At 58.3% G+C, this 24,975-nt stretch carries 29 protein-coding genes; 9 read left to right on the top strand and 20 right to left on the bottom strand.

Annotated features, from left to right (window positions below; translation table 11 throughout):
- Window positions 1-78 precede the first annotated feature (78 nt).
- From RRU01S_RS09445 to pheT, 6 genes are all read left to right on the top strand, one after another.
- On the top strand, window positions 79-927 hold the full coding sequence (locus RRU01S_RS09445) for a BUD32 family EKC/KEOPS complex subunit (RefSeq protein ID WP_045230034.1): 849 nt from the start codon (window positions 79-81) through the stop codon (window positions 925-927).
- Window positions 928-949: 22 nt separating this feature from the next.
- A complete protein-coding gene (gene pheS, locus RRU01S_RS09440; protein WP_045230220.1) occupies window positions 950-2,032 on the top strand; it encodes a phenylalanine--tRNA ligase subunit alpha in 1,083 nt (360 codons plus the stop codon).
- Window positions 2,029-2,448 carry an ASCH domain-containing protein gene (locus RRU01S_RS09435; RefSeq protein WP_045230033.1) on the top strand — a complete coding sequence of 140 codons (420 nt, stop codon included), beginning with the start codon at window positions 2,029-2,031 and terminating at the stop codon, window positions 2,446-2,448. Before pheS ends, RRU01S_RS09435 begins: the two co-directional genes overlap by 4 nt.
- Window positions 2,449-2,473: 25 nt before the next feature.
- Complete coding sequence (locus RRU01S_RS09430; protein ID WP_108722598.1) at window positions 2,474-2,689, top strand: DUF4160 domain-containing protein; 216 nt, start codon at window positions 2,474-2,476, stop codon at window positions 2,687-2,689.
- Window positions 2,670-2,945, top strand: coding sequence for a DUF2442 domain-containing protein (locus RRU01S_RS09425; protein WP_045230031.1), 276 nt, complete (start codon window positions 2,670-2,672; stop codon window positions 2,943-2,945). The genes RRU01S_RS09430 and RRU01S_RS09425 overlap by 20 nt, the downstream gene beginning before the upstream one ends.
- A 65-nt stretch (window positions 2,946-3,010) precedes the next feature.
- Window positions 3,011-5,434: a phenylalanine--tRNA ligase subunit beta gene (pheT, locus tag RRU01S_RS09420; protein WP_045230030.1), complete on the top strand. Its 2,424-nt coding sequence runs from the start codon at window positions 3,011-3,013 to the stop codon at window positions 5,432-5,434.
- On the opposite strand, the gene RRU01S_RS09415 is transcribed toward pheT, so the two are convergent.
- The 7 genes from RRU01S_RS09415 to RRU01S_RS09385 form a co-directional block, all read right to left on the bottom strand.
- Window positions 5,431-5,826, bottom strand: coding sequence for a tautomerase family protein (locus tag RRU01S_RS09415; protein WP_045230219.1), 396 nt, complete (start codon window positions 5,824-5,826; stop codon window positions 5,431-5,433). The genes pheT and RRU01S_RS09415 overlap by 4 nt on opposite strands.
- Window positions 5,827-5,868: 42 nt before the next feature.
- On the bottom strand, window positions 5,869-6,285 hold the full coding sequence (locus RRU01S_RS09410) for a MarR family winged helix-turn-helix transcriptional regulator (protein WP_045230029.1): 417 nt from the start codon (window positions 6,283-6,285) through the stop codon (window positions 5,869-5,871).
- 194 nt (window positions 6,286-6,479) lie between these two features.
- A complete protein-coding gene (locus RRU01S_RS09405; protein WP_045230028.1) occupies window positions 6,480-7,481 on the bottom strand; it encodes an aldo/keto reductase in 1,002 nt (333 codons plus the stop codon).
- Between the two features lie 91 nt (window positions 7,482-7,572).
- On the bottom strand, window positions 7,573-8,016 hold the full coding sequence (locus RRU01S_RS09400) for a GNAT family N-acetyltransferase (protein ID WP_045230027.1): 444 nt from the start codon (window positions 8,014-8,016) through the stop codon (window positions 7,573-7,575).
- Window positions 8,016-8,951, bottom strand: coding sequence for an aldo/keto reductase (locus tag RRU01S_RS09395; protein WP_045230026.1), 936 nt, complete (start codon window positions 8,949-8,951; stop codon window positions 8,016-8,018). Before RRU01S_RS09395 ends, RRU01S_RS09400 begins: the two co-directional genes overlap by 1 nt.
- 112 nt (window positions 8,952-9,063) lie before the next feature.
- Complete coding sequence (locus tag RRU01S_RS09390) at window positions 9,064-10,056, bottom strand: GlxA family transcriptional regulator (RefSeq protein WP_045230025.1); 993 nt, start codon at window positions 10,054-10,056, stop codon at window positions 9,064-9,066.
- Entirely contained in the window at window positions 10,056-10,616 is a 561-nt protein-coding gene (locus RRU01S_RS09385; protein ID WP_045230024.1) for a cysteine hydrolase family protein, read from the bottom strand. Before RRU01S_RS09385 ends, RRU01S_RS09390 begins: the two co-directional genes overlap by 1 nt.
- Before the next feature lie 182 nt (window positions 10,617-10,798).
- Between RRU01S_RS09385 and RRU01S_RS09380 the strand changes: the two genes are divergently transcribed.
- Entirely contained in the window at window positions 10,799-11,785 is a 987-nt protein-coding gene (locus RRU01S_RS09380; protein WP_045230218.1) for a Gfo/Idh/MocA family protein, read from the top strand.
- On the opposite strand, the gene RRU01S_RS09375 is transcribed toward RRU01S_RS09380, so the two are convergent.
- Window positions 11,782-12,186, bottom strand: a complete 405-nt coding sequence (locus RRU01S_RS09375; RefSeq protein WP_045230023.1) for a hypothetical protein — start codon at window positions 12,184-12,186, stop codon at window positions 11,782-11,784. The two genes, RRU01S_RS09380 and RRU01S_RS09375, sit on opposite strands and share 4 nt — an antisense overlap.
- Before the next feature lie 30 nt (window positions 12,187-12,216).
- Window positions 12,217-12,447 (bottom strand): hypothetical protein, encoded by a 231-nt coding sequence (locus RRU01S_RS09370; protein WP_045230022.1) that lies wholly within the window; start codon window positions 12,445-12,447, stop codon window positions 12,217-12,219.
- Between the two features lie 185 nt (window positions 12,448-12,632).
- Here RRU01S_RS09370 and xseA point away from each other — a divergent pair, with 185 nt between their 5' ends.
- Entirely contained in the window at window positions 12,633-14,231 is a 1,599-nt protein-coding gene (gene xseA, locus RRU01S_RS09365; RefSeq protein ID WP_045230021.1) for an exodeoxyribonuclease VII large subunit, read from the top strand.
- 301 nt (window positions 14,232-14,532) lie between these two features.
- Here xseA and RRU01S_RS09360 read toward each other — a convergent pair whose 3' ends face one another.
- The 3 genes from RRU01S_RS09360 to RRU01S_RS09350 all read right to left on the bottom strand — a co-directional run bounded on the left by RRU01S_RS09360 (window position 14,533) and on the right by RRU01S_RS09350 (window position 16,678).
- Window positions 14,533-15,771, bottom strand: a complete 1,239-nt coding sequence (locus tag RRU01S_RS09360) for an aminopeptidase (protein ID WP_045230020.1) — start codon at window positions 15,769-15,771, stop codon at window positions 14,533-14,535.
- Between the two features lie 73 nt (window positions 15,772-15,844).
- A complete protein-coding gene (gene ybaK / locus RRU01S_RS09355) occupies window positions 15,845-16,321 on the bottom strand; it encodes a Cys-tRNA(Pro) deacylase (RefSeq protein WP_045230019.1) in 477 nt (158 codons plus the stop codon).
- A 9-nt stretch (window positions 16,322-16,330) separates the two neighbouring features.
- Window positions 16,331-16,678, bottom strand: a complete 348-nt coding sequence (locus RRU01S_RS09350; RefSeq protein WP_045230217.1) for an ArsC family reductase — start codon at window positions 16,676-16,678, stop codon at window positions 16,331-16,333.
- A gap of 196 nt (window positions 16,679-16,874) precedes the next feature.
- Here RRU01S_RS09350 and RRU01S_RS26190 point away from each other — a divergent pair, with 196 nt between their 5' ends.
- A complete protein-coding gene (locus tag RRU01S_RS26190) occupies window positions 16,875-17,042 on the top strand; it encodes a hypothetical protein (RefSeq protein WP_164470680.1) in 168 nt (55 codons plus the stop codon).
- 154 nt (window positions 17,043-17,196) lie between these two features.
- On the opposite strand, the gene RRU01S_RS09345 is transcribed toward RRU01S_RS26190, so the two are convergent.
- From RRU01S_RS09345 to RRU01S_RS09310, 8 genes are all read right to left on the bottom strand, one after another.
- Window positions 17,197-17,871 (bottom strand): 2'-5' RNA ligase family protein, encoded by a 675-nt coding sequence (locus RRU01S_RS09345; RefSeq protein ID WP_045230216.1) that lies wholly within the window; start codon window positions 17,869-17,871, stop codon window positions 17,197-17,199.
- Between the two features lie 107 nt (window positions 17,872-17,978).
- Window positions 17,979-19,556, bottom strand: a complete 1,578-nt coding sequence (guaA, locus tag RRU01S_RS09340) for a glutamine-hydrolyzing GMP synthase (RefSeq protein WP_045230018.1) — start codon at window positions 19,554-19,556, stop codon at window positions 17,979-17,981.
- 84 nt (window positions 19,557-19,640) lie between these two features.
- Window positions 19,641-20,279, bottom strand: a complete 639-nt coding sequence (locus tag RRU01S_RS09335) for a 5'-methylthioadenosine/S-adenosylhomocysteine nucleosidase (protein ID WP_045230017.1) — start codon at window positions 20,277-20,279, stop codon at window positions 19,641-19,643.
- Window positions 20,276-20,725: a PaaI family thioesterase gene (locus RRU01S_RS09330; protein ID WP_045230016.1), complete on the bottom strand. Its 450-nt coding sequence runs from the start codon at window positions 20,723-20,725 to the stop codon at window positions 20,276-20,278. The genes RRU01S_RS09335 and RRU01S_RS09330 overlap by 4 nt, the downstream gene beginning before the upstream one ends.
- A 72-nt stretch (window positions 20,726-20,797) precedes the next feature.
- A complete protein-coding gene (locus RRU01S_RS09325; RefSeq protein WP_045230015.1) occupies window positions 20,798-21,250 on the bottom strand; it encodes a TspO/MBR family protein in 453 nt (150 codons plus the stop codon).
- A 50-nt stretch (window positions 21,251-21,300) separates the two neighbouring features.
- Window positions 21,301-22,392, bottom strand: a complete 1,092-nt coding sequence (locus RRU01S_RS09320; protein WP_045230014.1) for a DUF1513 domain-containing protein — start codon at window positions 22,390-22,392, stop codon at window positions 21,301-21,303.
- 3 nt (window positions 22,393-22,395) lie between these two features.
- A complete protein-coding gene (locus RRU01S_RS09315) occupies window positions 22,396-23,517 on the bottom strand; it encodes an imelysin family protein (protein ID WP_045230013.1) in 1,122 nt (373 codons plus the stop codon).
- Complete coding sequence (locus RRU01S_RS09310; RefSeq protein ID WP_081880041.1) at window positions 23,517-24,953, bottom strand: di-heme oxidoreductase family protein; 1,437 nt, start codon at window positions 24,951-24,953, stop codon at window positions 23,517-23,519. The genes RRU01S_RS09315 and RRU01S_RS09310 overlap by 1 nt, the downstream gene beginning before the upstream one ends.
- Window positions 24,954-24,975: the final 22 nt, after the last annotated feature.

Here is a 24,975-nt window from a genome sequence, read left to right as displayed (position 1 = left end):
GGCCACCGGTGCGGGTTTTGCTGTTTTCAGGTGATTGCAAAGCCGCCCAAGCAGGCGCGACCTGCATGTGAGTATGGAATGCTAGAGGCCGCAGACCCACAAGAGCAAGCAAAGGGATTTCACGTCCATCTTGAGGACGCGGATATTGCTGCCCTGATGCAGGCTCTTTTGGCCAGCGAAGGCCGCGTGCAGCAACTGCATCTGTCTGTCGGCTCGGTATGGATCAAGCGACAGGGTGCCGAAAAAGCGCCGTGGTGGCTGAAGCTTCAATCACTTGCCGCATCGGCGCTGCCCTATAAATTCCTCAAGCCATCCCCCATCCTAGCGCCTGGTGCCATGATGGCGCGTGAGAAGCGCCGAATGATTGCGTTCGGGGATAAGGGTTTTCCGGTTCCGGAGATTATCTACGCGTCGGAGACAGCGATCGTTCTATCGGATGTCGGGCCAACCGTTCAACGCACGCTCAAAAGCAAACGTCGAGGCGGTGATGCCAGCCATGATGCGTTGCTGATCGACTGCGCCGCAGCGATCGGGAACCTGCATGCGGCTGGCCTGTGCCATGGCCGCCCGCACGTTCGAGACTTCTTTCTGAGCGATGGCCGCATCGGTTTCATGGATTTCGAAGAGGAGCCGGAAGCGGCGATGCCGCTTGAAACCGCGCAGGCGCGCGATCTATGGCTGCTGTTTCTCCCCCTCAGCACACTCGCCCAAAACGGCAGGGACACACTCGATGCTGCTTACAACGCGTGGGCATCGCGTGCGCCGAAAGCGGCAATCGCCGAATTGCGCAGGCTGGTGCATGTTCTCAGCCGTTTTTTGCCGCTCGCACGGTTGATTGGGCGCGTGCAGATGGGTAGTGATCTGCAACGCTTTATAGTGGCGACCGAATATCTGAAGAATGCTGTTAAACCCGAAGCCGCAGGCTAAAGCCCAGGCGAGGCAGGAAAATATGACCGAACTGGATACCTTGAAATCGCAATTGATGTCGGACATCGCGGCTGCCGGAGATGAAGCATCCATCGAAGCCGTGCGCGTTTCCGCGCTGGGTAAAAAGGGCTCTGTTTCCGAGCTCTTGAAGACGCTGGGCTCGATGACACCGGAAGAGCGCCAGACACGCGGTGCCGCCATCAACCAGTTGAAGACCGAAGTTACGGATCTGATTTCCGCCCGAAAGGCAGAGTTGAAGGACGCGGCCATCGAAGCGCGCCTGAAGGCCGAAACGCTGGATATCAGCCTGCCGGTTCGCCAGTCGCCGGCAGAACGTGGCCGCATCCATCCGATCAGTCAGATCGTCGATGAGATCACCGCCATTTTCGCCGATATGGGTTTTTCCATCGCCGAAGGCCCGGATATCGAGACCGACTATTACAACTTCACGGCGCTGAATTTCCCCGAGGGACATCCGGCCCGCGAAATGCACGACACGTTCTTTTTCCAGCCGGATGAAAACGGTGAGCGCAAGGTTCTGCGCACGCACACCTCGCCGGTGCAGGTCCGCACCATGGAATCCCAGAAGCCACCGATCCGCATCGTTATTCCCGGCAAGACCTATCGTCAGGACTCGGACGCAACCCACTCGCCGATGTTCCATCAGGTGGAGGGTCTGGTGATCGACAAGAAGGCGAATGTCGGCAATCTGCGCTGGGTGCTTGAAGAATTCTGCAAGACCTTCTTCGAGGTCGACAGCGTCACCATGCGCTTCCGCCCCTCCTTCTTCCCCTTCACGGAGCCAAGCTTCGAAGTGGATATCCAGTGCGACCGCTCCGGCCCCATCGTCAAGTTCGGCGAAGGCAACGATTGGATGGAAATCCTCGGTTGCGGCATGGTCCACCCGAATGTCCTGCGCGCCGGTGGTCTCGATCCGGATGAGTATCAAGGCTTTGCCTGGGGCATGGGGCTCGACCGCATCGCCATGCTGAAATACGGCATGCCGGACCTGCGCGACTTCTTCAACGCCGACGTCCGCTGGATGACCCACTACGGTTTCCGCCCGCTGGATATGCCGACCTTGTTTGGTGGTTTGAGCGTATGATCGATCTGCCGGAGCCATACCGCAACGCCGTGACGTTCGCGTTTGGTGACACGCCCAAACTGGCTGATGATCTGCTCGGGCTTGTGCTTGCTGGCAAGAAAACGTCAACATGCGGTGCTTTTCGTGACTTTGGCCCAAAAGGCGACCCTATGCCTGTCGTTGGGCGTCGTGATGTCGTTTTGGACGGTGCGGGTCATCCCGCAGCAGTCATTGAAACGGTCGAAGTGGTAATCCGGCGGTTCGATGCCGTAGACGCGGCATTCGCTTTTGAAGAAGGCGAAGATGACCAGACACTGGAAACATGGCGGGTTGGACACGAGGCTTATTTCGCTTGTAACGGCGGATTTACGCCCGATATGGAGCTTGTTTGCGAGAGATTTCGCCTCATAGACATATTGAAGCGGGATATGGATTAAGAACGTGCCGACCTTACGATCTGGCATGGAATACAAGTTTCGGTTCTGCTCCTCTGATGGAGCGGAGCCTCCCCATGGTCATATCGTCAAGGGTAAGCTGTCTGCCAAGGTGTGGCTGATGAGCATGGAAATCGCCAATAATCACGGATATAATAACCGCGAAGTTGCGGAGTTTCTGGCAAGAATTGACGAGAGCCGCGCCGATTGGATGGAGAAGTGGAATGAGTTCTTTGGAATTTGAAACCGAGGAAATGTCGCCCGTCGCCGCTGAATGCGACGACCACTTCGTTTCTGTGACGCTCGCAGACGGTCGACAAATTCGTGCACCTCTTTGGTGGTACCCATACCTGAACGATGCCACGCCGGAGCAACGAGCAAATTTTGAGCTGCAGTTTTCAGGCGTGTGGTGGCCCGATATCGATGATGGCGTTTCCGTAAAGGCGATGCTTCTCGGTTGGAAAGCACCGGGTGCCAAAGCACCGCAACAAGCCGCATAGCCCGCAAGGTGAGCTGACGTGACCGCTCGACCAGAAGAGACAAATACCGTTAAGGACGCATAAACATGAAATTCACACTCTCCTGGCTGAAAGAGCATCTCGAAACCGATGCTTCCCTGGAACAGATTTGCGAACGCCTGACCGCCATCGGTCTCGAAGTCGAGGATGTCGATGACAAGGCGGCCTACAAGCCCTTCGTCATCGCCAAGGTTCTGAGTGCCGAAAAGCACCCGGAGGCGGATCGTCTCAAGGTGCTCAGCGTCGATGCGGGCGACGGCAAACCGGTGCAGATCGTTTGCGGAGCGCCGAATGCGCGTGCCGGTCTCATCGGCGCGCTGGCGCGTCCGGGGGACTATGTTCCGGGCATTGATGTGACGCTGGCCATCGGCAAGATTCGTGGTGTCGAAAGCCATGGCATGATGTGTTCCGAAAAGGAGCTCAACATGTCCGACAGCCATGACGGGATCATCGATCTGCCTGACGATGCGCCGGTTGGTACGTCGTTTGCGACCTATGCCGGTCTGGATGATCCCATGATCGAAATCAACCTGACGCCGAATCGCCCGGATTGCACCTCGATCTATGGCATCGCGCGCGATCTTGCAGCGTCCGGTCTCGGCACGCTCAAGACAAAGTCTGCTCCAGCTTTCAAGGTTGAAGGCGCAACCCCGGTTGATGTGACGCTCGATCTCGATGACGACGCACTGTGCCCTGGCTTCGGCCTGCGCCTCGTGCGTGGCGTGAAGAACGGTCCGAGCCCAAAGTGGATGCAGCAGCGTCTTCTCGCCATCGGACTTCGCCCCATCAACGCACTGGTCGACATTACCAACTACATGACCTTCGATCAGGGCCGCCCGATGCACGTCTTCGATGCGGCAAAGGTCAAGGGCAATCTCGTCGTTCGCCGCGCCAGGGATGGTGAAACCATTCTCGCGCTCGATCAGCGTGAGTACAAGCTTGGGCCCACCAATGTGGTCATTGCCGATGACGACGGCATCGAATCCATCGGCGGCGTCATGGGTGGTGAGCACTCGGGTTGCGATGAAAACACCGTGGATGTGCTGATCGAATCCGCACTGTGGGACCCGATCAACATCGCCAAGACAGGCCGGTCGCTCGGCATCATCACCGATGCTCGCTACCGTTTCGAGCGTGGCGTCGATCCCGAATATATGGTGCCGGGTCTGGAGCGCACGACCGAACTGGTGCTGGAACTCTGCGGCGGTATGGCGGCAGACGCCAAGGTCATCGGTTACAAGGGCTTCGAGCCCAAGTGGATCGATTTCCCGTTGTCGGAAGTCAAGCGCCTGACGGGCCTTGATGTGTCCGCACAGGAAACGCTCGATATCCTCAAGGGTCTCGGTTTCGGCATCGAGGGCTCTGGCGAGCGCGTCAGCGTCTCGGCTCCCTCATGGCGTCCGGATGTGGATGGCAAGGCCGATCTGGTGGAAGAGGTCATGCGCATTCATGGCGTCGATAACATCAAGCCGGAACCACTGGAAAGCTTCGGTGCCGTCAATGGCCGTATCCTGACCACGCTGCAAATCCGGACCCGCACGGCCAAGCGTTCTCTTGCAAGCCGTGGCATGCTGGAGGCAGTCACTTGGTCGTTCATTCCCGAAGCACAGGCCAAGCTCTTCGGCGGCGGTTCGCCCGCACTGAAGTTGGCAAACCCCATCGCAGCCGATATGTCGGACATGCGCCCTTCGCTGCTGCCCGGCCTTTTGACGGCGGCGCAGCGCAACGCCGACAAGGGCTATGGCGATGTGGCGATCTTCGAAGTCTCCGGCACCTATGAAGGTGACACGCCGGAAGCCCAGCGTCGCGTCGCCGGTGGCGTTCGTCGTGGCACTGCATCGCTGGCTGGTTCCGGTCGCATGTGGTCCAACACGGCCAAGGGCGGCGGCAAGCCGGTGGATGTTTACGATGCCAAGGCCGATGCTCTCGCCGTCATCGAAGCCTGCGGACTGCCGATGAGCAATGTGCAGATCGAAGCGGGCGCACCTAACTGGTATCATCCCGGTCGCTCCGGCACGATCAAGATGGGCCCGAAGGTCATCCTGGGTTATTTCGGTGAATTCCACCCGAAGACGCTCTCCGAACTGGATGTCTCCGGCGCTTATGCAGGCTTTGAAATCTATCTCGATGCCATGCCCGAGCCGAAGAAGAAGGCAACGCGCACCAAACCTGCGCTGGAACTATCACCGTTCCAGACCGTCAAGCGCGACTTCGCCTTCGTGGTGGACCGCTCCGTCGAAGCTGGCTTGATCATCAAGGCGGCAACCAGCGCCGATCGCAAACTCGTCACAGGTGTCAATGTCTTTGACGTCTTCGAAGGCGCATCCGTCGGCGAAAACAAGAAGTCCATCGCCATCGAAGTCCAGATCCAGCCGGTCGACAAGACCCTCACCGATGAGGACTTCGAAGCGCTGACGGCCAAGATCGTCGTCAATGTCGAGAAATCGACGGGCGGCGTTCTACGCGCCTAAGCGGCGTGGTGATAACGCCGCTCTTGGGTCAGACCGCCGTAACCATAGGCGGTCGCCCGCACGTCCTCGACATAGATATAGCTCTCCTCGTGAAGATTTCCGAGGAGAGCTGAAAATCCTTCGAATACCTCGGCGATATAGGCGGCCTTTTCGGCCTTCGTATTCGTTTCATCTGTAATTTTGATGTCGAGATAGACGCTGGACTTCCCCTGTGCGGCCAGAGCCTTGCCGCCCACGATCCAGTCGCGCGGATCGATGTATTGGATTGTGATGGCTGTGAGGTCCGGGTTCTTGCCCAGAATACGGTGCGTCAACCCCGATAGAAGCGCGGAAATCTTCGCCGTCATCTCCTCGGATTGCTCGCCACTCACCTTAACATTCAAAATCGGCATCTTCTTCTCCATATGGTTAGCGATGCAACTATTTGTCTGGCATCAGCTTATCTGCCTGTTGATGGACTTTGCCTGGTCTACGAATTGATAGAAGGACCCGTCTCCGAGTTCCGTTCGCAAACGTTTGGTCACCGCAGCACTGGCCGCATCCAACGATGCATGCAGCGCCACCGCCTCTGCGGTCGGGTGAATCTCACACTCTCGCTTGTCACGCTTGGTTGTGCGGCGCGTCAGAAAACCGCGTTTTTCAAGCCCATCGATCGCTCGCGTGGCCGTTGCTCTGGCGATTTGCAACGTGTCCGCCAACTCGCTCTGCAACATACCGGGTTTGTTCAGCGCCGCGCGCAGCGTAAAGGCTTGAGCGGGTGTCAGGTCGACAGGCTTGAAAGCCTCAGTCCAGACGCGCTCCAGTTGGCGGCTCAAGGCCATGGTGTTGAAGTAGAGACAATGATCAAACATGGCCTACATTATCACGAATGATTGCATATGCAACTACATTGGAAGCGAACACTTAATTTTCGTTCGGTGCGTTCATCTTCACCTGCCGCAATCCCTGGAATTTCCTCTAACAAACTGTTCTAAAACGGTTTTACACCCTCGCTCCAGCTTTTGCGGCGCGAGGGTGTAAAATTTAATAAAACCAAATAGATAACTTATCTATTCGCCATTGCTGCCATCTGCTCGGGATATCGCCCGCCAGCAACCTTCGCCGGAGACAGTAACTCACCCAGCTTCGCAGCCTCCTCCGCACTCAGCGCAACATCGGCCGCTGCCACATTCTTCTCCAGATTGGCGATCTTCGTCGTGCCGGGAATTGGGACGATGAAATCGCCTTGTGCCAGCACCCATGCCAGTGCCAGTTGGCCAGCTGTCACGCCTTTTTCCGCGGCCATCTCTTCAAGAAGCGTGATCAGCGCCAGATTGGCGTCGAAATTCTCGGCCTGAAAGCGGGGGAGGGAGCGGCGGAAATCGGTGTCGGAGAGGCCGTCGAGCTTCTTCAACGCGCCGGTCAGAACACCACGACCTAGCGGGCTGAACGGCACGAAGCCGATGCCGAGTTCGCGGCAGGTATCGAGCACGCCGTTTGTCTCGACATCGCGGGTCCACAGCGAATACTCGCTTTGAAGTGCGGTGATAGGGTGGGTGGCGTGCGCCTTGCGGATGGTTTCTGCATTGGCTTCGGACAGACCCAGATGACGGATTTTGCCCGCCTGTACCAGTTCGGCCATGGCACCGACCGTCTCTTCAATCGGCACATTGGGGTCGACGCGGTGCTGGTAGAAGAGATCGATGACATCGACGCCCAGACGCTTGAGGGAGGCATCGGCCACGGCGTGCACATTCTCAGGTCGGCTGTCGGTACCCACCATCATCTGTCCGGCTGGCTTGCTGGCATCGATCTTGAAGCCGAATTTGGTGGCGATGGTGACCTTGTCGCGGTGGGGCTTCAAGCCTTTGCCGACCAAAACTTCGTTGGTGTGAGGTCCATAGACCTCTGCCGTATCAAAGAAGGTCACGCCAAGTTCGACGGCGCGGTGTAGGGTCGCGATGGATGCAGCTTCGTCTGCGGATGGGCTGTAAGCGTGGCTCATGCCCATGCAGCCGAGGCCAAGCGCTGAAACGGAGAGATTGTTTCCGAGAATTCTGTTTTGCATCTGTCTGTCCTTGAAAACGGCACCCGTTTACATCGTTGCAACGGGTCCGGTGGATCGCTGGGAGCCAGGGATCGATAGAAAATGCGTGAGATCAGAACTTGATCCGGTAGCGAATATGGCCATCGCTTTTGATATAGCTGTCATAGAGCTTGCGGGCCTGGGCATTATCCTCGTTGGTATGCCAGTAGAGGCGTGACCAACCCTTCTCTTCACAGATGGAAATCAGGTCATCGATCAGGGCACGACCGACGCCTTTGCCGCGAATGGTGGCATCGATGAACAGATCTTCCAGATAGCAATCCGGCGTCTTGGCCCAAGTGCTGTCATGGAAGTGGTGGATAGCAAAGCCAACCACCTGTCCATCCAGCACCGCAAGGCGCGCAGACACGCGCGACGCGGGGTCGATGATACGCGCCCATGTGTGGGCGGTCACGTCGTCGGCGAGATCGACACTGTAGAAGGCAAGGTAATCCTGCCAAAGCCTAAGCCACTGGCCGTGGTCTTCGCTACGGGCATCGCGAATGCTGAGATCCATTATGCGCCAGCCTTGTCCAGAAGCGCCACCATCTCGTCTGTCAGCTTCAGCTCCGTGGCGCGCGTAAAGCTTTCCAGCTGCGAAAGGCTGGTGGCGCTGGCGATCGGCGCCGTTACGGCCTTTTTGCGCAAAAGCCAGGCAAGCGCGATATCGGCCAGCTTTGCCCCGGTTTCAGCGGCAATCGTGTCCATGGCACCGAGAATATCGAGACCGCGCGAGTTGACGTAATCGCCGACACGGTAGGAGCGCGCCACGCCTTCCGTATCTGCCTTGCTACGGTACTTACCTGTGAGGAAGCCTGCGGCAAGGCTGTAATAGTTGATGACGCCGATGTCTTCTTTCGCGGTCAGCTCGGCCAGCGGTCCTTCGAACCTCTCGCGGGTGTAAAGGTTATATTCCGGCTGCACGACATCGAAACGCGCCAGCCCGGTTTTGGCGGAAACATCGAGCGCGTCTTGCAGGTCCGGCGCATCGTAGTTGGAGCAGCCGATGGCACGCACCTTGCCTTGTTCTTTGAGCTTAGTGAAAGCCCCAAGCGTCTCCTCAATCGGTGTTACGGCATCCGGCTTATGGGCCAGATAAAGGTCGATGTAGTCGGTCTGCAAGCGCCGCAGCGAGGCCTCGACCGCCTCAGCGATCCGGTCCGCCTTCAGCCCCTTGTCGTATCCAACCTTGGACACGATGATTGCCTTGTCGCGGGTCACGCTGCCGTGCTTCAGCCATTTGCCGATGATGGTTTCCGACTCGCCACCCTGATGACCATCAACCCATGCGGAATAGACATCCGCCGTGTCGATGGTGTTGAAGCCTGTATCAAAAAAGGCATCCAGCAACTGGAAGGAGGTCTTCTCATCCGCTGTCCAGCCAAAGACGTTGCCGCCAAAGACGATCGGGGCGATGGAAAGGCCGGTCCGGCCAAGCGCACGTTTCTCCACGGATGATACTCCCTTTATTTCTTCTGATGTTCACAACAGTAGCAAGCGCATGCAGGCATCACCATTGAATTTCCTTGATGGCTGGCCGTGGCTTGCGTGATGGAAACGATGCTCAGGAAGAAAGGGTTCGGTAAAAACTGGGCGGCGCATCATGATGCTGCTGCCACACACGCCGAAGATGGCGGGCAGAGGCAAAGCCAGAGCGTTCGGCCACCGCTTCCATATCGAGCCTGGAATGGGCGAGAATATCGCGGGCAAGGTTGACGCGCATCAGGTTGATGTAGTCCACCACGCTGACGCCGGTATGTTCACGAAACAGCCGCGACAGATGCCGTTCGCTCAAGGCCGCCGCCTTGGCAAGGCGACCTAGCGACCATTCGGCAGCGGGATTTGCGACGATGGCATCCTGTGCCTTGTGGACGGAGGGGTGAATGTGGTTGCGGCCCGAAAGCCAGGGCGATATCTGCGGATCATTCGCGGTGCGCCTGATATAGATGACCATGATCTGCGCAATACGCGCGGCAATCACCGGGCTGGTGAGGGACGACACAATGTGCAGCAACAGATCGATGCCGGTGGAAATGCCAGCACTGGAAAAGCACCTCTTGTCTTCCACGAATAGACGGTTGTCCAGCACCTGCGCCAAGGGCGCGATCCGTCGCAATTCACCCATGCAGTCGGCATGGGTGGTGCATTGATGACCATCGAAGACACCGGCTTCGGCGGCAATCAGCGCGCCGGAGCAGATGGAGACGATGGTGGTGTCGTCCCGCACTGTCTGCCGCAGCCAGTCTGCCAGATCGCGCCGCTCCCGCCTTGACCCAGCGTGCATCGTTTCCATTAACGAGCCGCCGGAAATCAGCACCATGGCATTCTCGGGCAGCACTTCCGGCAAGGCCTCCAGCCCGGCCAGCGAAAGCCCGATGGTCGTCGTCTGGGTCTTGGCTGCTGCGACATATTTGCAGTCGAACCTTACGGCATCCTGCTGCTCGTTGGCGTAACGGAGCACCTCCAGCGGCCCCGCAACATCCAGCAACAGCGTTTGCGGCGGCAGCACCACGAAAACTGGGATGCTCCTGGTTTGCAGACCGCCGCCAGTCGTCATCAGGCCGCTTCTTTCTGCGCCTGCAACGCCTCGTCCACGGTCACGATGCGAGCAAAGCGACCCGAGAGCACGAGTTCGGTGCGCATGGCGATATCCTTTGCCGAAAACACCGTGCCGGAGGCATGCGTCATCGGAAAAGTCAGCGTCGCCTCGGTCACGAAATCCACACTGTAGCCCAGATCGGACCCCTGCCGCGTCGTAGTTTCGCAGCATTGCTCGGTGCGAATGCCGGAGATGACCAGCCTTTTGATGCCGTGCTGGGTCAACCACACATCGAGACCCGTGCCGATAAAGGCCGAATGGCGGTTCTTACGAAACGTTACGGTGGGCTCGATGCGAATGCCCTCCAATGCGCGGATGAAGCCGCTGTCTTCGGCAAAGGCCCAGTCACCATCGACATGGAAGATCTGGATGACGGCAATCCCCGCCGCCTCAGCGCCGTCGATCAGCTTTTGCTGAGCGGCGAGATAGGCAGGCAGGCCGCTTTCATCGAAATAGGGCGCATGCCGAAAGGATTCCTGCACATCGATAACCAGAAGTGCTGTGTGTGAATGGGACATTTTCTGTACCTCCGATTTCTGATGATTACAGTCTTTCCCATTCGCTGAGAAGCCGAAAGTACAGGTTGCGCCGAAGAGAGGACATTTTCAGCCATCATTGTGATTCATGCACCTGGACGTGTCGAATGGTTGCGTGCCCGCTCTGTCGTGATAAGGTGCCGCCCATCACAGTGGAGGCAAGCATGTTGCGTTTTGGAATTCTATCGACGGCGAAAATCGGCCGGGAGCTCGTCATTCCCGCCATTCAGGATGCGGAAAACGCCGTCGTCACCGCCATCGCCAGTCGCGACGTGAACAAGGCGCGGCAGCTCGCCGACCGCTTCTCCGTGCCACATGCTTTCGGTTCCTACGAGGAAATGCTGGCCTCTGATGTCATCGACGCAGTCTACATCCCGCTGCCCACAGCCCAGCATGTGGAGTGGTCCATCAAGGCCGCGAATGCGGGCAAGCATGTGCTGTGCGAAAAGCCGATTGCGCTCAAGGCCGAAGAAATCGACAGCCTGATTGCCGCACGAGACCGCAACAAGGTGCTGATATCAGAAGCCTATATGGTGACCTATGCACCGGTGTGGCTGAAGGTGCGTGAGCTGTTGGCCTCGGGCTCCATCGGTACGCTCAAGCACGTCCAGGGCTCTTTCACCTATTTCAACCGCGATCCTGGCAATATGCGCAACATTCCCGAACTCGGCGGTGGAGCGCTTCCGGATATCGGCGTTTATCCGACCATCACCACCCGCTTTGCCACCGGCAAAGAGCCGAAGTGCGTTCAAGCCGTGGTCGAGCGTGACCCGGAATTCGGCACGGATATCTACGCCAGCGTAAAAGCGGATTTCGGCGATTTCGAACTCAGCTTCTATATCTCGACACAGCTCGCTGCACGCCAGCTCATGGTGCTGCACGGGACCGAAGGTTATATCGAGGTCAAATCACCCTTCAACGCAGATCGGTGGGGTGCGGAAGAAGTGGAACTCACCAACCAGACCCACGGCCAATCGCAAATCTTCCGCTTTCAGGATAGCCGTCAGTATCGCCGGGAGATCGAAGCGTTCGCCACTGCGGCAAGCGGTGGTGAGGCGGAGGTCGTGTCGCTGGAAAGCTCGAAGAACAGTCAGCGCTTTATCGACGCGATCTACCGCGCTGCCGACAAGGATGGCTGGGAAACGGTCTAAAGTCCGCGACCCAACCTTTTCCTCGCTCTTAGATAGCCCGTAACGGCGAGAGCGAGGCCACCAAACGACGCAGCAATGAAAGCTATCGGCCATTGCACGAACGGGTTTCGGCTGATGATCAGCGCAAAAACGCCGAAGCTGACGCATGTGCTGATGACACTGACGATCATCAACAAAACGCCGCCCACAGGGGCGGCTCGTTGTAGGCGGTTTAGGGTATAGGCGAGACAGGGCAGCGTAATCGCCACACTCAGCAAGCGCGCAAACACAATATCCAAGCCTGAACCAGTCGATAGGGCGAGGGTCAGCAAACCATCCAGCACAGTGAAGGAAACAGTGATCACAATGAATGCTGGTAAGTTCACGCGTTTACATTCCGTTTCAAGACCCTCGAAACGCATTCTAACGCAAACCTGAGGCGTCGCTAGAGATTAAGCGGTGCGCATGCCGCGCATCACCAACATTGCGCCAAACGCGCCAGCGATACCGACATTGTAACCGGCCAGTGCAATCAAAAGCGATAAAACATGCACGCCGGATGCAGAAACGAGAGCTGCTACCGCGAACGCAATGGCAATCAGGATGCCCGTGGCGGCGACAGCCGTCAGAGAGCGCAAAGCAAGTGCAGCTACGCCAAGTGAGATTCCGAGAACAAATACCATGATGCCGCTCCTCCTCCAGAGGGCCTGAGGAAAGGCACCGTCATCCTCAAAAGCCCTTATTTCTCCTCTTCCAACCGTCAAGATATCAGATTGTTGCAATTTTGTGAAATTTAATCGTCAGAAAATTGTCAAATCCGCGTCATGAAGCCGATTTGCGAATCGCGGGCCATGGGGTAGAAACGGGCATGAGCGATATTTTCAGCCAGCCTCTCACCAACCTTGCCGAGTTTTCGGTGTCGGAGCTATCAGGCTCCATCAAGCGTACGGTGGAAACCGCGTTCGATCAGGTTCGGGTGCGCGGCGAAATTTCCGGTTATCGCGGCCAGCATACGTCGGGGCATGCTTACTTCTCGCTGAAGGACGACCGCGCCCGCATCGATGCCGTCATCTGGAAGGGGAGTTTTTCCAAGCTGAAGTTCCGCCCGGAAGAGGGCATGGAGGTCATCGCCACCGGCAAGATCACCACCTTCCCCGGCTCGTCCAAATACCAGATCGTCATTGAAAGCCTGGAGCCTGCCGGTGCCGGTGCGCTGATGGCGCTGCTGGAAGAGCGCCGCCGCAAGCTCGCCGCCGAAGGGTTGTTCGATCAGACGCGCAAGCGCCGTCTGCCCTATATGCCAAGGGTCATCGGCGTCGTGACCTCGCCGACCGGCGCCGTCATTCGCGATATTCTGCACCGCATTTCCGATCGTTTTCCCGTGCATGTGCTGGTCTGGCCGGTCAAAGTGCAGGGCGAAGGCTCGGGCGAAGAGGTGGCCAATGCCATCAGGGGCTTCAATGCGTTCGAGATCGGCGGAGCCATTCCGCGTCCCGATGTGCTGATCGTCGCGCGCGGCGGTGGTAGTCTGGAAGATTTGTGGAGCTTCAACGACGAAATCGTTGTGCGCGCTGCCGCCGAAAGCCAGATACCGCTGATATCAGCCGTTGGCCACGAGACCGATACGACACTCATCGACCACGCCGCCGATGTCCGCGCGCCAACACCTACGGGTGCCGCCGAAATGGCCGTGCCTGTCAGGGCCGATCTGGAAGCGCAGCTTGCAGGTCTCTCCGCCCGTCTCTCCGGCTCCATGTCGCGCCAGATGGACAATCGCCGCCAAGGCGTGCGCGCGCTCGTGCGTGCGCTGCCATCGCTCGATCAATTGCTGGCCCTGCCACGCCGCCGTTTCGATGAGGCAGCCATCGGTCTCGGTCGCGGGCTGGAACTCAACACACTCAACAAACGCCGCAGCTTCGAGCGCACGGCTTCAGGCCTGCGCCCGGATGTGCTTGCCCATGGCTTGAAACAGCAACGCCAGCGTATTCAGGAGCGCATGCAGCGCGCCGAAAGTCTGGTGGAACGCCGCTTGCTGCAAGCGCAATCGCGCGTCTCATCGTCGGACTCGTCGCTGCGTGCTTTGCCCGCCCGTCTCCTCGGCCAGCTGGAGCGCCAGAAGGAGAGGGTGGCCACCGCCACCCGCCGCACCGATACCGCCGTTCTGCACCGCATGTCGCAAAACCGCTCCGGCCTCGCCGCCCACGACCGCATCCTGCAATCGCTGTCTTACAAGAACGTGCTGAAACGCGGTTACGCCGTCATCCGCGATGAGGACAACCGCCCGCTGACGCGTGCTGCCGCCATCGAAAACGGTGCCATCCTTTCGATGGAATTCGCGGATGGATTTGTCTCCGCAATCGCTGCAGGCGAGGCCTCGTCGCCTGATGACGCTGTGGCACAGGTGCCGAAGAAAAAGGCGGTTAAAACCACTCCATCAGGCCCCGCCGGGCAGGGCAGTCTGTTTTAGTTCCCGGCTCAAGCGCCCTTGGTCGCTCGTGCTCATGGCATCATCAAAGGCACGGATTTTCCATATATGCTGTCACTTAGGCATCGACGGTGGAAATCTATTTTCGTGAGCCAATTTTCTGCAGATGGCTGGTAGGCTCCACACCGCGACGGCCTTGTTTTCTTCAGCCATGTGAACGCCACGCCTCTATGCTGGCTGGCGCTCGATCAAAAACCTCGCGCCAGCACAGATTGCCGGTTTCATCATGGTGCTGTTCAGTGTCTGGCTGAGCCAGAAAAGTCAGGCACCACGATAGGGCCTATCAGGCCCACTCGCCCTTGCGCATCACAGGTACCTTCGAGCCATCTGCTCTGACACCGTCGATATCGACCTTGTCGGAGCCGATCATCCAGTCGATGTGGATCAGGCTGGAATTGCCGCCTTGTGCCTTGATCTGGTCTTGGCTGAGCGACGCACCATCGAGGAAGCACTTGGAATAGCACTGACCGAGCGCGATGTGGCACGAGGCATTTTCATCGAACAGCGTGTTGTAAAACAGAATGCCGCTGGCCGAAATGGGTGAGGAATGCGGCACCAGCGCCACTTCGCCCAGGCGCCGCGCGCCTTCATCCGTATCCAGCACCTTGTTCAGCACCTCTTCACCACGGGACGCCTTAGCCTCCACGATGCGGCCTGCCTCGAACTTGACCTGGATATTGTCGATCAGCGTTCCCTGATGCGACAGAGGCTTGGTGCTGGAGACATAGCCATCCACCCGCAGCGCATGCGGTGTGGTGAAGACCTCTTCGGTCGGGATGTTGGGGTTGCAGGTCACACCGTTCTTGGCCATGGACGCGCCGCCATGCCATTCATGGCTGTCGGCCAAGCCTATGGTCACATCCGTACCGGGGCCAGTGAAGTGTAGCGAGGCGAAACGCTCACCATTCAGCCATTTGGAGCGCTTGGCAAGATTGGCATTGTGCTCCGCCCAAGCAGTCACGGGGTCGGCCAGATCGACGCGGGACGCTGCAAAAATCGCGTCCGCCAGCTTCTTCACGGCCTCGTCTTCGGGGATGCCGGGGAATACCTGTTTGGCCCAGGATGGGTTGGGGTAGGAGATGATGTTCCAGTTGATGTCGAAGTTGGAAATCTTCTCCAACGCTGGTTTGTAAGCGGTAGAATTGGCTTTGTTGGCGCGTGCCACCTTGGCGGGGTCTGCGTCGGCCAGCAGCATGGGGTTGTCGCCGGAGATCGCCAGCCGTGCCGCGCCATTGGCATAGGCCTTCGCCATGCCCTCATAGAGCCAGCCGGAGGCCTTATCGAAATTGGCGTCGCTGGCGTGGGCGTAACGCGCCAGTGTCGTTTCCTCGTCGGAATAGAAGGTCGTCACCAGACCGCTGCCTGCCATGTAAGCGTGCTTGGTCAAGAACCGTACCAAAGGCAATGCTGCCAGCGGCGCCGTGATGACCAGATCCTGATCCTTCTGCAATTGCAGCCCGACCTTGACGGCAACTTCGGCCAGTTTTTCGAGTTTGACGGGATCGATGGGAGAAACTGTCATGATGCGCCTTCATATGCTTCAATAGGAGGCGCAAAACATAGCCCATTCGTTGCGAAAGCCAACCGGATTTCTGCTATTCGCTGACCAGCGGTGCCTTAATGGATTTCAAAACGGATTGCGCATCCTTGGGCGAAAGGCGCACCTGCAATCCCCGCTGTCCGCCATTCATATAGACGAGATCATGGCCCATGGATTGCACCTCGATGGCCGTCGGCACCTGCTTTTTCTGCCCGAAGGGGCTGATGCCGCCGACATGATACCCCGTCGCGCGTTCGGCATCGGAAGGCTTCATCATCTGCGCAGATTTGCCGCCAAAGGCCGCTGCCAGCTTCTTCATGCTGACCTCATGGTCAGATGGCACGACAACGCAGACTGCCTTGCCATCCACCTCCGCCATCAGGGTTTTCAGAACCAGATGCGGCTCAGCCCCGATGGCCTCCGCCGCCTGAAGACCGATGCGCTCGGCATTCGGGTCGTATTCATAGGTCACGGTGGTGAAAGAAATACCGGCCTTGGTCAGCACCTGCGTGGCGCGCGTCGTCTTCGACATGGGGCTCGCCTAACCGAACAGCGCCGCATAGGTGTCCGGCTTGAAGCCAACCGTGATCTTACCATTGGCCTCCAGAACCGGACGCTTGATCATGGAAGGTTGCGCCTGCATCAACGCAATCGCCTTTTCGCGGTTGAGGTCTGTCCTCTCTGCTTCATCCAGCTTCTTGAAGGTGGTGCCAGCGCGGTTCAGAACCGTTTCCCACCCGGCGGCATCGCACCAGGCATTGAGATGGGCCGCATCGATCCCGGCGCTTTTATAGTCATGAAACGCGTATTCAATGCCTTCAGCTTCCAGCCAATTGCGGGCCTTCTTCATCGTGTCGCAGTTCTTGATACCGTAAATCGTAACCGTCATATCATCAGCCTTTTCATGCTCTTCCCAATGAATAGCAAAATAGCCGCCGCGTTCAATATCCATCCAGCCATGCAAATTTGCATGGGCTGTCATCCAAACGAGTTCGAGCTAAGCTGCATGGCTTGCCTGCTATATCATGAGTTGTGCAAAAGCCTTCGATTGCTCATATTCTGGGCAACACGAAGGAGAGACCCACATGCGTAACGTTGCTAAGACATCCCGTAAATTCTTTGGCGAAACCTTTGCCGTTTTCGGTGCGGCTCTTGCAGTATCCGCCGCTGTCCGTTCCCACCGCAAGCCAGCAGGCGCAGACCTCGACGCCCTCGGCATCGACCGCAAGGCTTTCGACAAGGTTCAGCTCTAATCTTGAATTGACGCTGGCGAGGCATGATGGCCTCGCCTTGGCAGAAGGCGAAATACGCCTTTTGTGGTGGACTTGCGTACCTGAATTGGTGCTTCGCATGTCGCCCACGTCCGATGCACGGACGTAAAGCCTGCATATCTCCACTTTTGATAGATTATTGCCATTGCGGGAATTTCATTTGTTCGGCAATGGCCCGATAGTCACGGCTATCAGCCCGTAAGCGCCACCGTCCGCATCGTTCATGCAGGGCGTCGCCATAGTGACTGAAGACGAGTTCAAAGTCGCTTACAGTCCAGCCATATGCTTTCGATACGGGCATCGGCTCTATCTCCCCACATCCGTAAATGATTGTCACATGCGGCGTGAAAGCGCTTTGGCATATGTGAGGCACATTGTGTGAGCGCAACCTCGCTTGCAGCATCTGTGTGAGGCACGTCATCTCTGGAATCGCGGACGTACTCTTCAAAGCGAGACTCTTACGATTTCCGAAGTGAGTTACCGTGTCCATAGTCATGGGGACTGGTTGCGCAGAAAAATCTCGTAGCGCTGCGGCAAGGTGTGCAATCAGCTTGTCAGGACGGGTTTGAAATACGCCAATACAGAGCAAGCTGAGATGTAAAAGTTCGGCAGGATAAGCGCTCCGCGTCGTCCGGCCCAGAGCATGTCTCGCAGCGTCGCGGAATATTGTCTCAGAAACAGCGCTTGGTGGTTTTGTCATTAGCAACAGTTTGCTAAGTTTCTGCCGGTTATGGCCCGTCACGGGATGAGGCGCAAGCCAGTCAAAAGACAGTTGCCGCAGCTGATCCGCTGATGCTGCACTATCGCCCATGGTGATGCTCCCTGGCCTCATGCCAAGGCCAGAAAGCTACCATCAATTAGTATAAACAAAAAGAACAAAATGAGAACAAGCAAACGGATATAGAAAACCGCCTTTTGTTATTCCCACTCGATCGTACCCGGCGGCTTGCTCGTCACGTCATAGACCACGCGGTTGATGCCCTTGACCTCGTTGATGATACGGGTCGCGGTGCGTCCGAGGAAGTTCATGTCGTAGGGATAGAAATCCGCCGTCATGCCGTCTACGGAGGTCACGGCGCGCAGCGCGCAAACGAAGTCGTAGGTGCGGTAATCGCCCATGACGCCCACGGTCTGGACCGGCAGCAGTACGGCGAAGGCCTGCCAGATGATGTCGTAGAGACCGGCCTTGCGGATTTCGTCCAGATAGACCGCGTCTGCCTTGCGTAGAATATCAAGCTTTTCGCGCGTCACGACGCCGGGGCAGCGGATGGCGAGACCCGGACCGGGGAACGGGTGGCGGCCGATGAAGCTTTCGGGCAGGCCGAGTTCGCGGCCAAGCACGCGCACTTCGTCCTTGAAGAGTTCACGCAGCGGCTCCACCAGCTTCATGTTCATGCGCTCTGGAAGACCGCCGACATTGTGGTGGCTCTTGATGGTGACGGATGGGCCGCCGGAGAAGGACACGCTTTCGATGACGTCGGGGTACAGTGTACCCTGCGCCAGAAATGCCGGTGCGCCCTTGCCGTCGGATGCGATCTTGGCAGCTTCGGCCTCGAAGGTTTCGATGAACAGGCGACCGATGGTCTTGCGCTTCACCTCCGGGTCGGAAACACCGGCCAACTCCGTCAGGAACAGGTCGGATGCCTCCACATGCACCAGAGGAATGTTATAGTGGTCGCGGAACATGCTGACGACCTGCTCGCTTTCGGCAAGTCGCATCATGCCGTGATCGACATAGACGCAGGTCAGCTGGTCGCCAATCGCTTCATGGATGAGGATGGCTGCAACGGAGGAATCAACGCCACCGGACAGTGCGCAGAGCACGCGCTCGGTGCCCACCTGCTCGCGGATTTTTCGGATCATCTCGGCGCGGTATGCAGCCATGGTCCAGTCGGATTTCAGACCAACGATCTTGTGCACGAAGTTGGACAGCAGCTTGGCACCATCAGGCGTATGCATCACTTCGGGGTGGAACATCGTGGTGTAATAGCGGCGCTCTTCATTGACGGCGATGGCAAACGGCGCGTTCTCGGAGGTCGCGGCCACTTCGAAGCCGTGCGGCAATTGCGTCACGCGGTCGCCATGGCTCATCCACACCGGGTAACGTCCGCCCAGCTCCCAGAAACCGTCAAATAGCGGGCTTGCCTTCTTGATCTCAATATCGGCGCGACCGAATTCGGCTGCATGGCCACCTTCGACCGTGCCTCCCAGCTGGGTGCATAGCGTCTGCTGGCCATAGCAGATGCCAAGGATCGGAATGCCGGAATCAAACACCGCCTGCGGTGCGCGTGGACTTCCCTCTGCCGTCACCGATGCCGGGCCGCCGGAGAAGATCACGCCTTTGGGTGCCAGCTTCTCGAATGCCTCTGCGGCATTCTGGAACGGGTGGATTTCGCAATAGACTCCGGCTTCGCGAACACGGCGCGCAATAAGCTGCGTCACCTGGCTGCCAAAATCGATGATGAGGATGCTGTCGGGATGGGCTATCTGGGTCATGGCGAGCCTTTAAAGAAATCCGGGGCTTTAGGCAACCCGTGACATGGCCTGAAAAGCCAGAAAATAAGCGGTTGCGCAAGAGATTTAGAGCGAAATGCTGCCGTCTTCTATCGCGCTAAGCAGCCTGTCCACAGCGTCGGCCAGCTTCTCATCGATCACATGCAGATACTCCGTCCAGTCGGAAATATGGCTCACATCCGCCTTTCCGTCCGAGATTCCACGGAGCCCGATAAGCGGAATGTCAAAGCGCTGGCAGGCGCGCAATAACGCAAACGTTTCCATCTCAACCATGTCGGCGTCCACCCCGTCATAGGCAGCACCGGAAACCACATTGGCACCGGTGGACAACCGCGCTTGCGCCACGCCCGGAATGCGCAGCGGCAGGGAAACTTCGGCGGGCAAATTGAGGAACGGCGTGCAGCCCTTCTCGAAACCGAAGGCGGACGCATCCATATCGCGGTAGGAGACGGACGTTGCTTGATAGACCTCCGCCTGTTCCAGCACGCGGGAGCCGGCAGAACCGAGCGAGACGACGAGATGGGGAAGACTGCCAGTGGCTTTAAGCTCCGCCAGTGCCGCCGTTAGCGATACTGCCGCCTCCACCGGGCCGACACCCGTCATAAGCGGCTTGAAACGGGCCTTCAGATGCGGGCCATATTCGGCATCGGCTGCCATGACGAACAGCAGGCACTTGCCCGCCACATCCACAGTCTCATAACTCATTCATCGAACCCTTCGCGGCCTTTCATCACCATCATCGTGCCGGTCATCGAGGCGATCAGTTTCGCTGGACCATCCGACAGCGCATAGGCGCGACCGTCTGCGACGATGATGTTGCTGCCAGGTTTGGTGATTTCACCGCGAAACAGAAACCGCTCGCCACGCCCGGGCGACATCAGGTTGACCTTGAACTCGATGGTCAGCAGCGATGTCTCCGGCTCGATGATCGTATAGGCGGCATAGGTGCAGGCGGTGTCCAACGCTGCAGCAATGACGCCCGCATGCAGAATGCCGTGCTGCTGGGTGAGTTTTGGGTGAAACGGCAGCTCGATTTCCACCAGCCGATGCTCGATGCGCGATATTTCGGCATTGATGGCCTGAACGACGCCCTGACGTGCAAAGCTCTTGCTTATCCGCTGGCGATAATCGCCGGGATCGGTGAAATCCATTCCCCTGCCTTTCCTTGTTTCAGATTGAAAACATGGCGTGTGGATGACCACAAGGCAAGGGCGCAAGGTTCGCTAATTCAGATAAACGATACTGGCGTTCAGCAGAGTGGCGAAGGCTACCCACACCGCATAGGGCACGAAGAGCCACATGGAGATGCGGTCGCGCGTGGATGTCATGATGATAAAGGCGATGACGCAGATCAGCATCGGCACGATGAGAATGAGCGCACCGATGGGGCTCTGCATCGTAAAGAAGATCGGCGACCACATGAAGTTCAGCAGCATCTGGCTGCCCCACAGCTGCATGCGCCCGCCCATGCGGCTTTGCAGCCACGTGCGCGCACCGGCAATGGCGATCATGATGTAGAGCGCGGTCCAGACCGGCCCAAAAATCCAGTTCGGCGGGTTGAAGAAAGGTTTGTTGAGCGATTGATACCATTCACCGGGCACGTTGTTCATGCCAATCAGCGCACCGATGGTGACGACTGCCAAAACGAAAATGAGATAGACCAGCGCTTTTTTCATAGGCATGAAATGCACAGACGTTCCTTCTGTTCCGGTGTTATTTCAGCAATTCATCCGGCAAGCCGGACGATATGCTGATCCCACGCGACAGGACTGATTTTCGCCCCAAATTGCCCGTCATAGGACGAGGTGACAATGCCCTTTTCGGCAGCGGCAACACCCGCAGCTTCACGCAGCGTCGTCTCGCCAACAACCGTGCCGTTTTTCTCGTCCAGCATCACGGTGGAATTGCCATTCGGAGACGTGATCCCGACGATACCATCGCGCCGGTTGACGGCGATAGCGCCGACATAATTGGCCAGCCGCGTCGTCGTTTCCTCGGGAAGTTCGATGAAACGCAGATCGTCGCCTTTGGAAAAATGCCCCACCAGCGGCGGCATGGCATTGCGCGGTCCCTCATACTGGCAGGCAAACCAGATGCGCCCGTCGTTACCGAGATCCACATGCCGGGTGGACAATTGGCTGAGATCTTTTGCAAGGCCGTGTTTCTGGATCAACCGTCCCGTGGCCGCATCCAGCAGCACCAGAGAAGGCTGCATCGCATCGAGGTTCAGTTTCGTACGCCCAAAATCCGGGTGGGTCTCGATGCCGCCATTGGCGATGATGATCATCCGCCCGTCGTCGCTCACCGTCATGTCGTGCGTGCCGATGCCGCGCGCATCATATTCGCCGATGCGCCTGAAGCCGTCGCGGGTATCGTAGAGGCCGATCACACCGCGATTGCGGTCGAAGTCGTTTTCGCTGGCGTAGAGGATGGAGCCGTCAGGCGAAAACTGTCCATGGCCGTAAAAGTGGCGGTTCTCCGGCGTGTGCATGACGATGGGTTCGCGGCGTTTCGCCGGGTCGAAGGCCATGAAGAAGGTGCCGGGCCTGCGCGCAAAGGCAACCGTAACCCCGGTGGCACGGCTGGTCGCCATGCCATGGGCGCGGGCGGGGAGTACCAGCCGGTCGATGATCTCGCCCGCCTCGCTCACCGTCGCCACACCATAAGCGCCATCGCGGTCGCGGAACGCCGATGCGAAGACCGCATCCGTCTGCTCCAGCGCGTAGAGCGAGCGCGGCGCAAGCGACGCCAGAAACGGCAATCCCGCCGCCTTGATGAAGGCGCGCCGGTCGATCAGCAGTCGCTTGTCGCGCGCCACGGTTCAGTCCCCGTCCGCAAAGGAAAAGCCGGAGCTCAGGCCGATAGCGCCACCATATTGGTCGTTGATGCGGTAGATCAAATCCTTGCCGTTCAGCAGCAGATAATCCACCTTGGCGCGCTCCTTGTCGTCGCCAAGCGCCTTTTCGACGTCAGGCTCGATGTTGCCGGAGACGCGGACTATGGATTTGGCGATGAAGTCGATGGAGCCGATGATGGAGCGCTGGTCGGGCGGCAGAAGATCGCTCATGCCAGCCTTGTGCAACAAACCCTGTACCGCGGACACATTGTCGCCAATGCTCTTCCATGTCAGGCCGGAGCGCCAGTAGATCGCGGTGCGCGGAAATTTGGCATTATCGGGACCCTTGTAGAAGGTCTCGATGCGCTGGTCGCGAATGGCTTCCGAGCCATGCACCAGAATACCCAGCAGGGCCACAAGCGCCTCGCGCTCGTCACGAAACACCGGATTGTCAGGCCCCGGTTCCTTCCAGTTCTTTGCCGTCCCGTCAGGCGCGTCCCAGAGATCGGAAAGTTCGGTGCCGATATTGGCGATATTGCCTGCAATGGCAGCGCCATAACGGCAGCGGAAACTGTTTTTCTCAACCGTCACATCATCGGAACCAGTGCCATAAAGCACATATTCGAGCGCACCAAAGCCCTGTGCCGCAACGCTTTTTGCCCGCAATCCCTGCGGCGTCGTCACGGTCTCATCCTTGTCCAAAAGGTATTTTTGTACCTGTTTGAGGCCGAGCCCTTTTTTGTCGGGATAATAGAGAACCCGCTCGAACCGGTTCTGCTCGATGACGGGGCCGACGCGCACGATCTCGATACCCGCCCATGCGTGGGTCGCATCCGCAAAGCCCGCTTTCGCTGCCGCCATCGTGTCAGCGGAAGGCGCGGCGCACAGCGCCTGCATCTTGTCCGTCAGCGCCTTGGCGCTATCGCGAAACCCGTCATAGCCGGGACGGATGAAGCCATCCACGGCCTTTTCCATCACGCTGCGCACCTTCACCGGGTCGAGCGGCGGTGGCGGCATCAGTTCCACATCCTGCGCCAGCGCCGTGCCAAAGCTCATCAGAAACGCGAGCGGCAGAAGGGCATGAAATTTTCGCATCGCGTTTTCCATCAAAGAGACTCCAGAAATGTCAGCAAAGCCTGCCGGTCGGACTTTTGCAAGGCGACAAAAGCATCGCGCGACTTTTGCGCCTCGCCACCATGCCACAGGATCGCTTCGGTCAGGCTGCGCGCCCGCCCGTCATGTAGATAAAAACCATTGCCATTCACGGCTTGCGTCAACCCGATGGCCCAGAGCGGTTGGGTACGCCAGTCGCGTCCACCGGCCTCGCCCACCTGCTGACCATCCGCCAAGCCATCGCCCATATCGTGCAGCAGAAAATCGGAATACGGCCATATCAGTTGGAAGGAATGCAGCGGGTCGTTGGCATCGCGCTTCGTCACGAATTTCGGCATGTGACAGGATGCACATCCCGCCGCGTAGAATTGCTGCTTACCACGCAGAACTTGGGGGTCATCGACATTGCGGCGCGCCGGCACGGCCAGATTTTCGGTGTAGAACGTCATCAGATCAAGCACGGGAGAAGGCGCTTCCACATCGCCCAGCCGCTTCTGCACACCGGTCGGCATGGCCAGACAGTCGGTCTGCTTGTCCGTGCAGTCGCCAAAGGCGTTTGGCGCATCCGGTGAGGAAATGCCGATATCGTGAGACAGCGCGCTCGCCGCCTGATCCCGCACGCTGGCATTCTGCGCCTTCCAGCCGAACCGACCGATCTTCAGCGCGCCATTGCGGTGGTCGCGCACCCATGCCGGTCTGCCGCCGTCAGGCCTGGCATTGGCCAGAATATCCTCATCCGCAATGGCCTCGATGAGGCCCAGACCCAGCGTCGGCTGGGCGATGCGCGGGGACAGTGTCGTATCAGGCTCCAGCGCCCCGTCATTCAGCTCGTCTATGTGGTAGGTCGGCTTGCGGAGCGATACGGTTTCGCCATCGCCTAGCGTCACCGGCTGCTCCTCGTACGAAACGGCAAGCTTGCCCTCAGCCTTCATTCCCGGAACGGCAAGGTTCTGAAGCTGCCCGCCATAGGTCGCATCGGGAAAATTCAGCACATCATGGTCAGCGATTGCCTTCATCTCGTCAGGCGTACGGGCAGGGCGGGCAAGGCGCAGAAACATCGACACCGCATCTTCATCACCGACCGGTGGACGCCCACGCCCATCCTTGATGTGGCAGGTCTGACAAGACCGCGCATTGTAAAGCGGGCCCAGCCCGTCAGACGCCTGCGTGGAGGACGGCGATGACACCCACAGCTTCTGAAACAGCGCATTGCCCAGCTTGAAATCATAGCCGCGCTCGAAACTCATATTGGCGGATGGTTGCGAAAACGGATCGGTTGTTGCCGTGGTGGTTGCCGCTCCCGCAGAAAGGGCTTCGGATGGTTCGGCCTTGGAGAAATCGGTAGCAGGGCGGGTGACCTGCCGCACGCGGCCCAAATCCTTGTTGGAGAGATCGTTGCGAGTGGTGGTTTCGGCTCCAGTGCCGTCCAATACACAACAGTGCGCTTGGCTT

Source organism: Agrobacterium rubi TR3 = NBRC 13261, from assembly GCF_000739935.1.
Taxonomy (GTDB): domain Bacteria; phylum Pseudomonadota; class Alphaproteobacteria; order Rhizobiales; family Rhizobiaceae; genus Agrobacterium; species Agrobacterium rubi.
The sequence above is the reverse complement of the archived record's forward strand: the minus strand, read 5'-3'. Positions and strand labels throughout refer to the sequence as shown.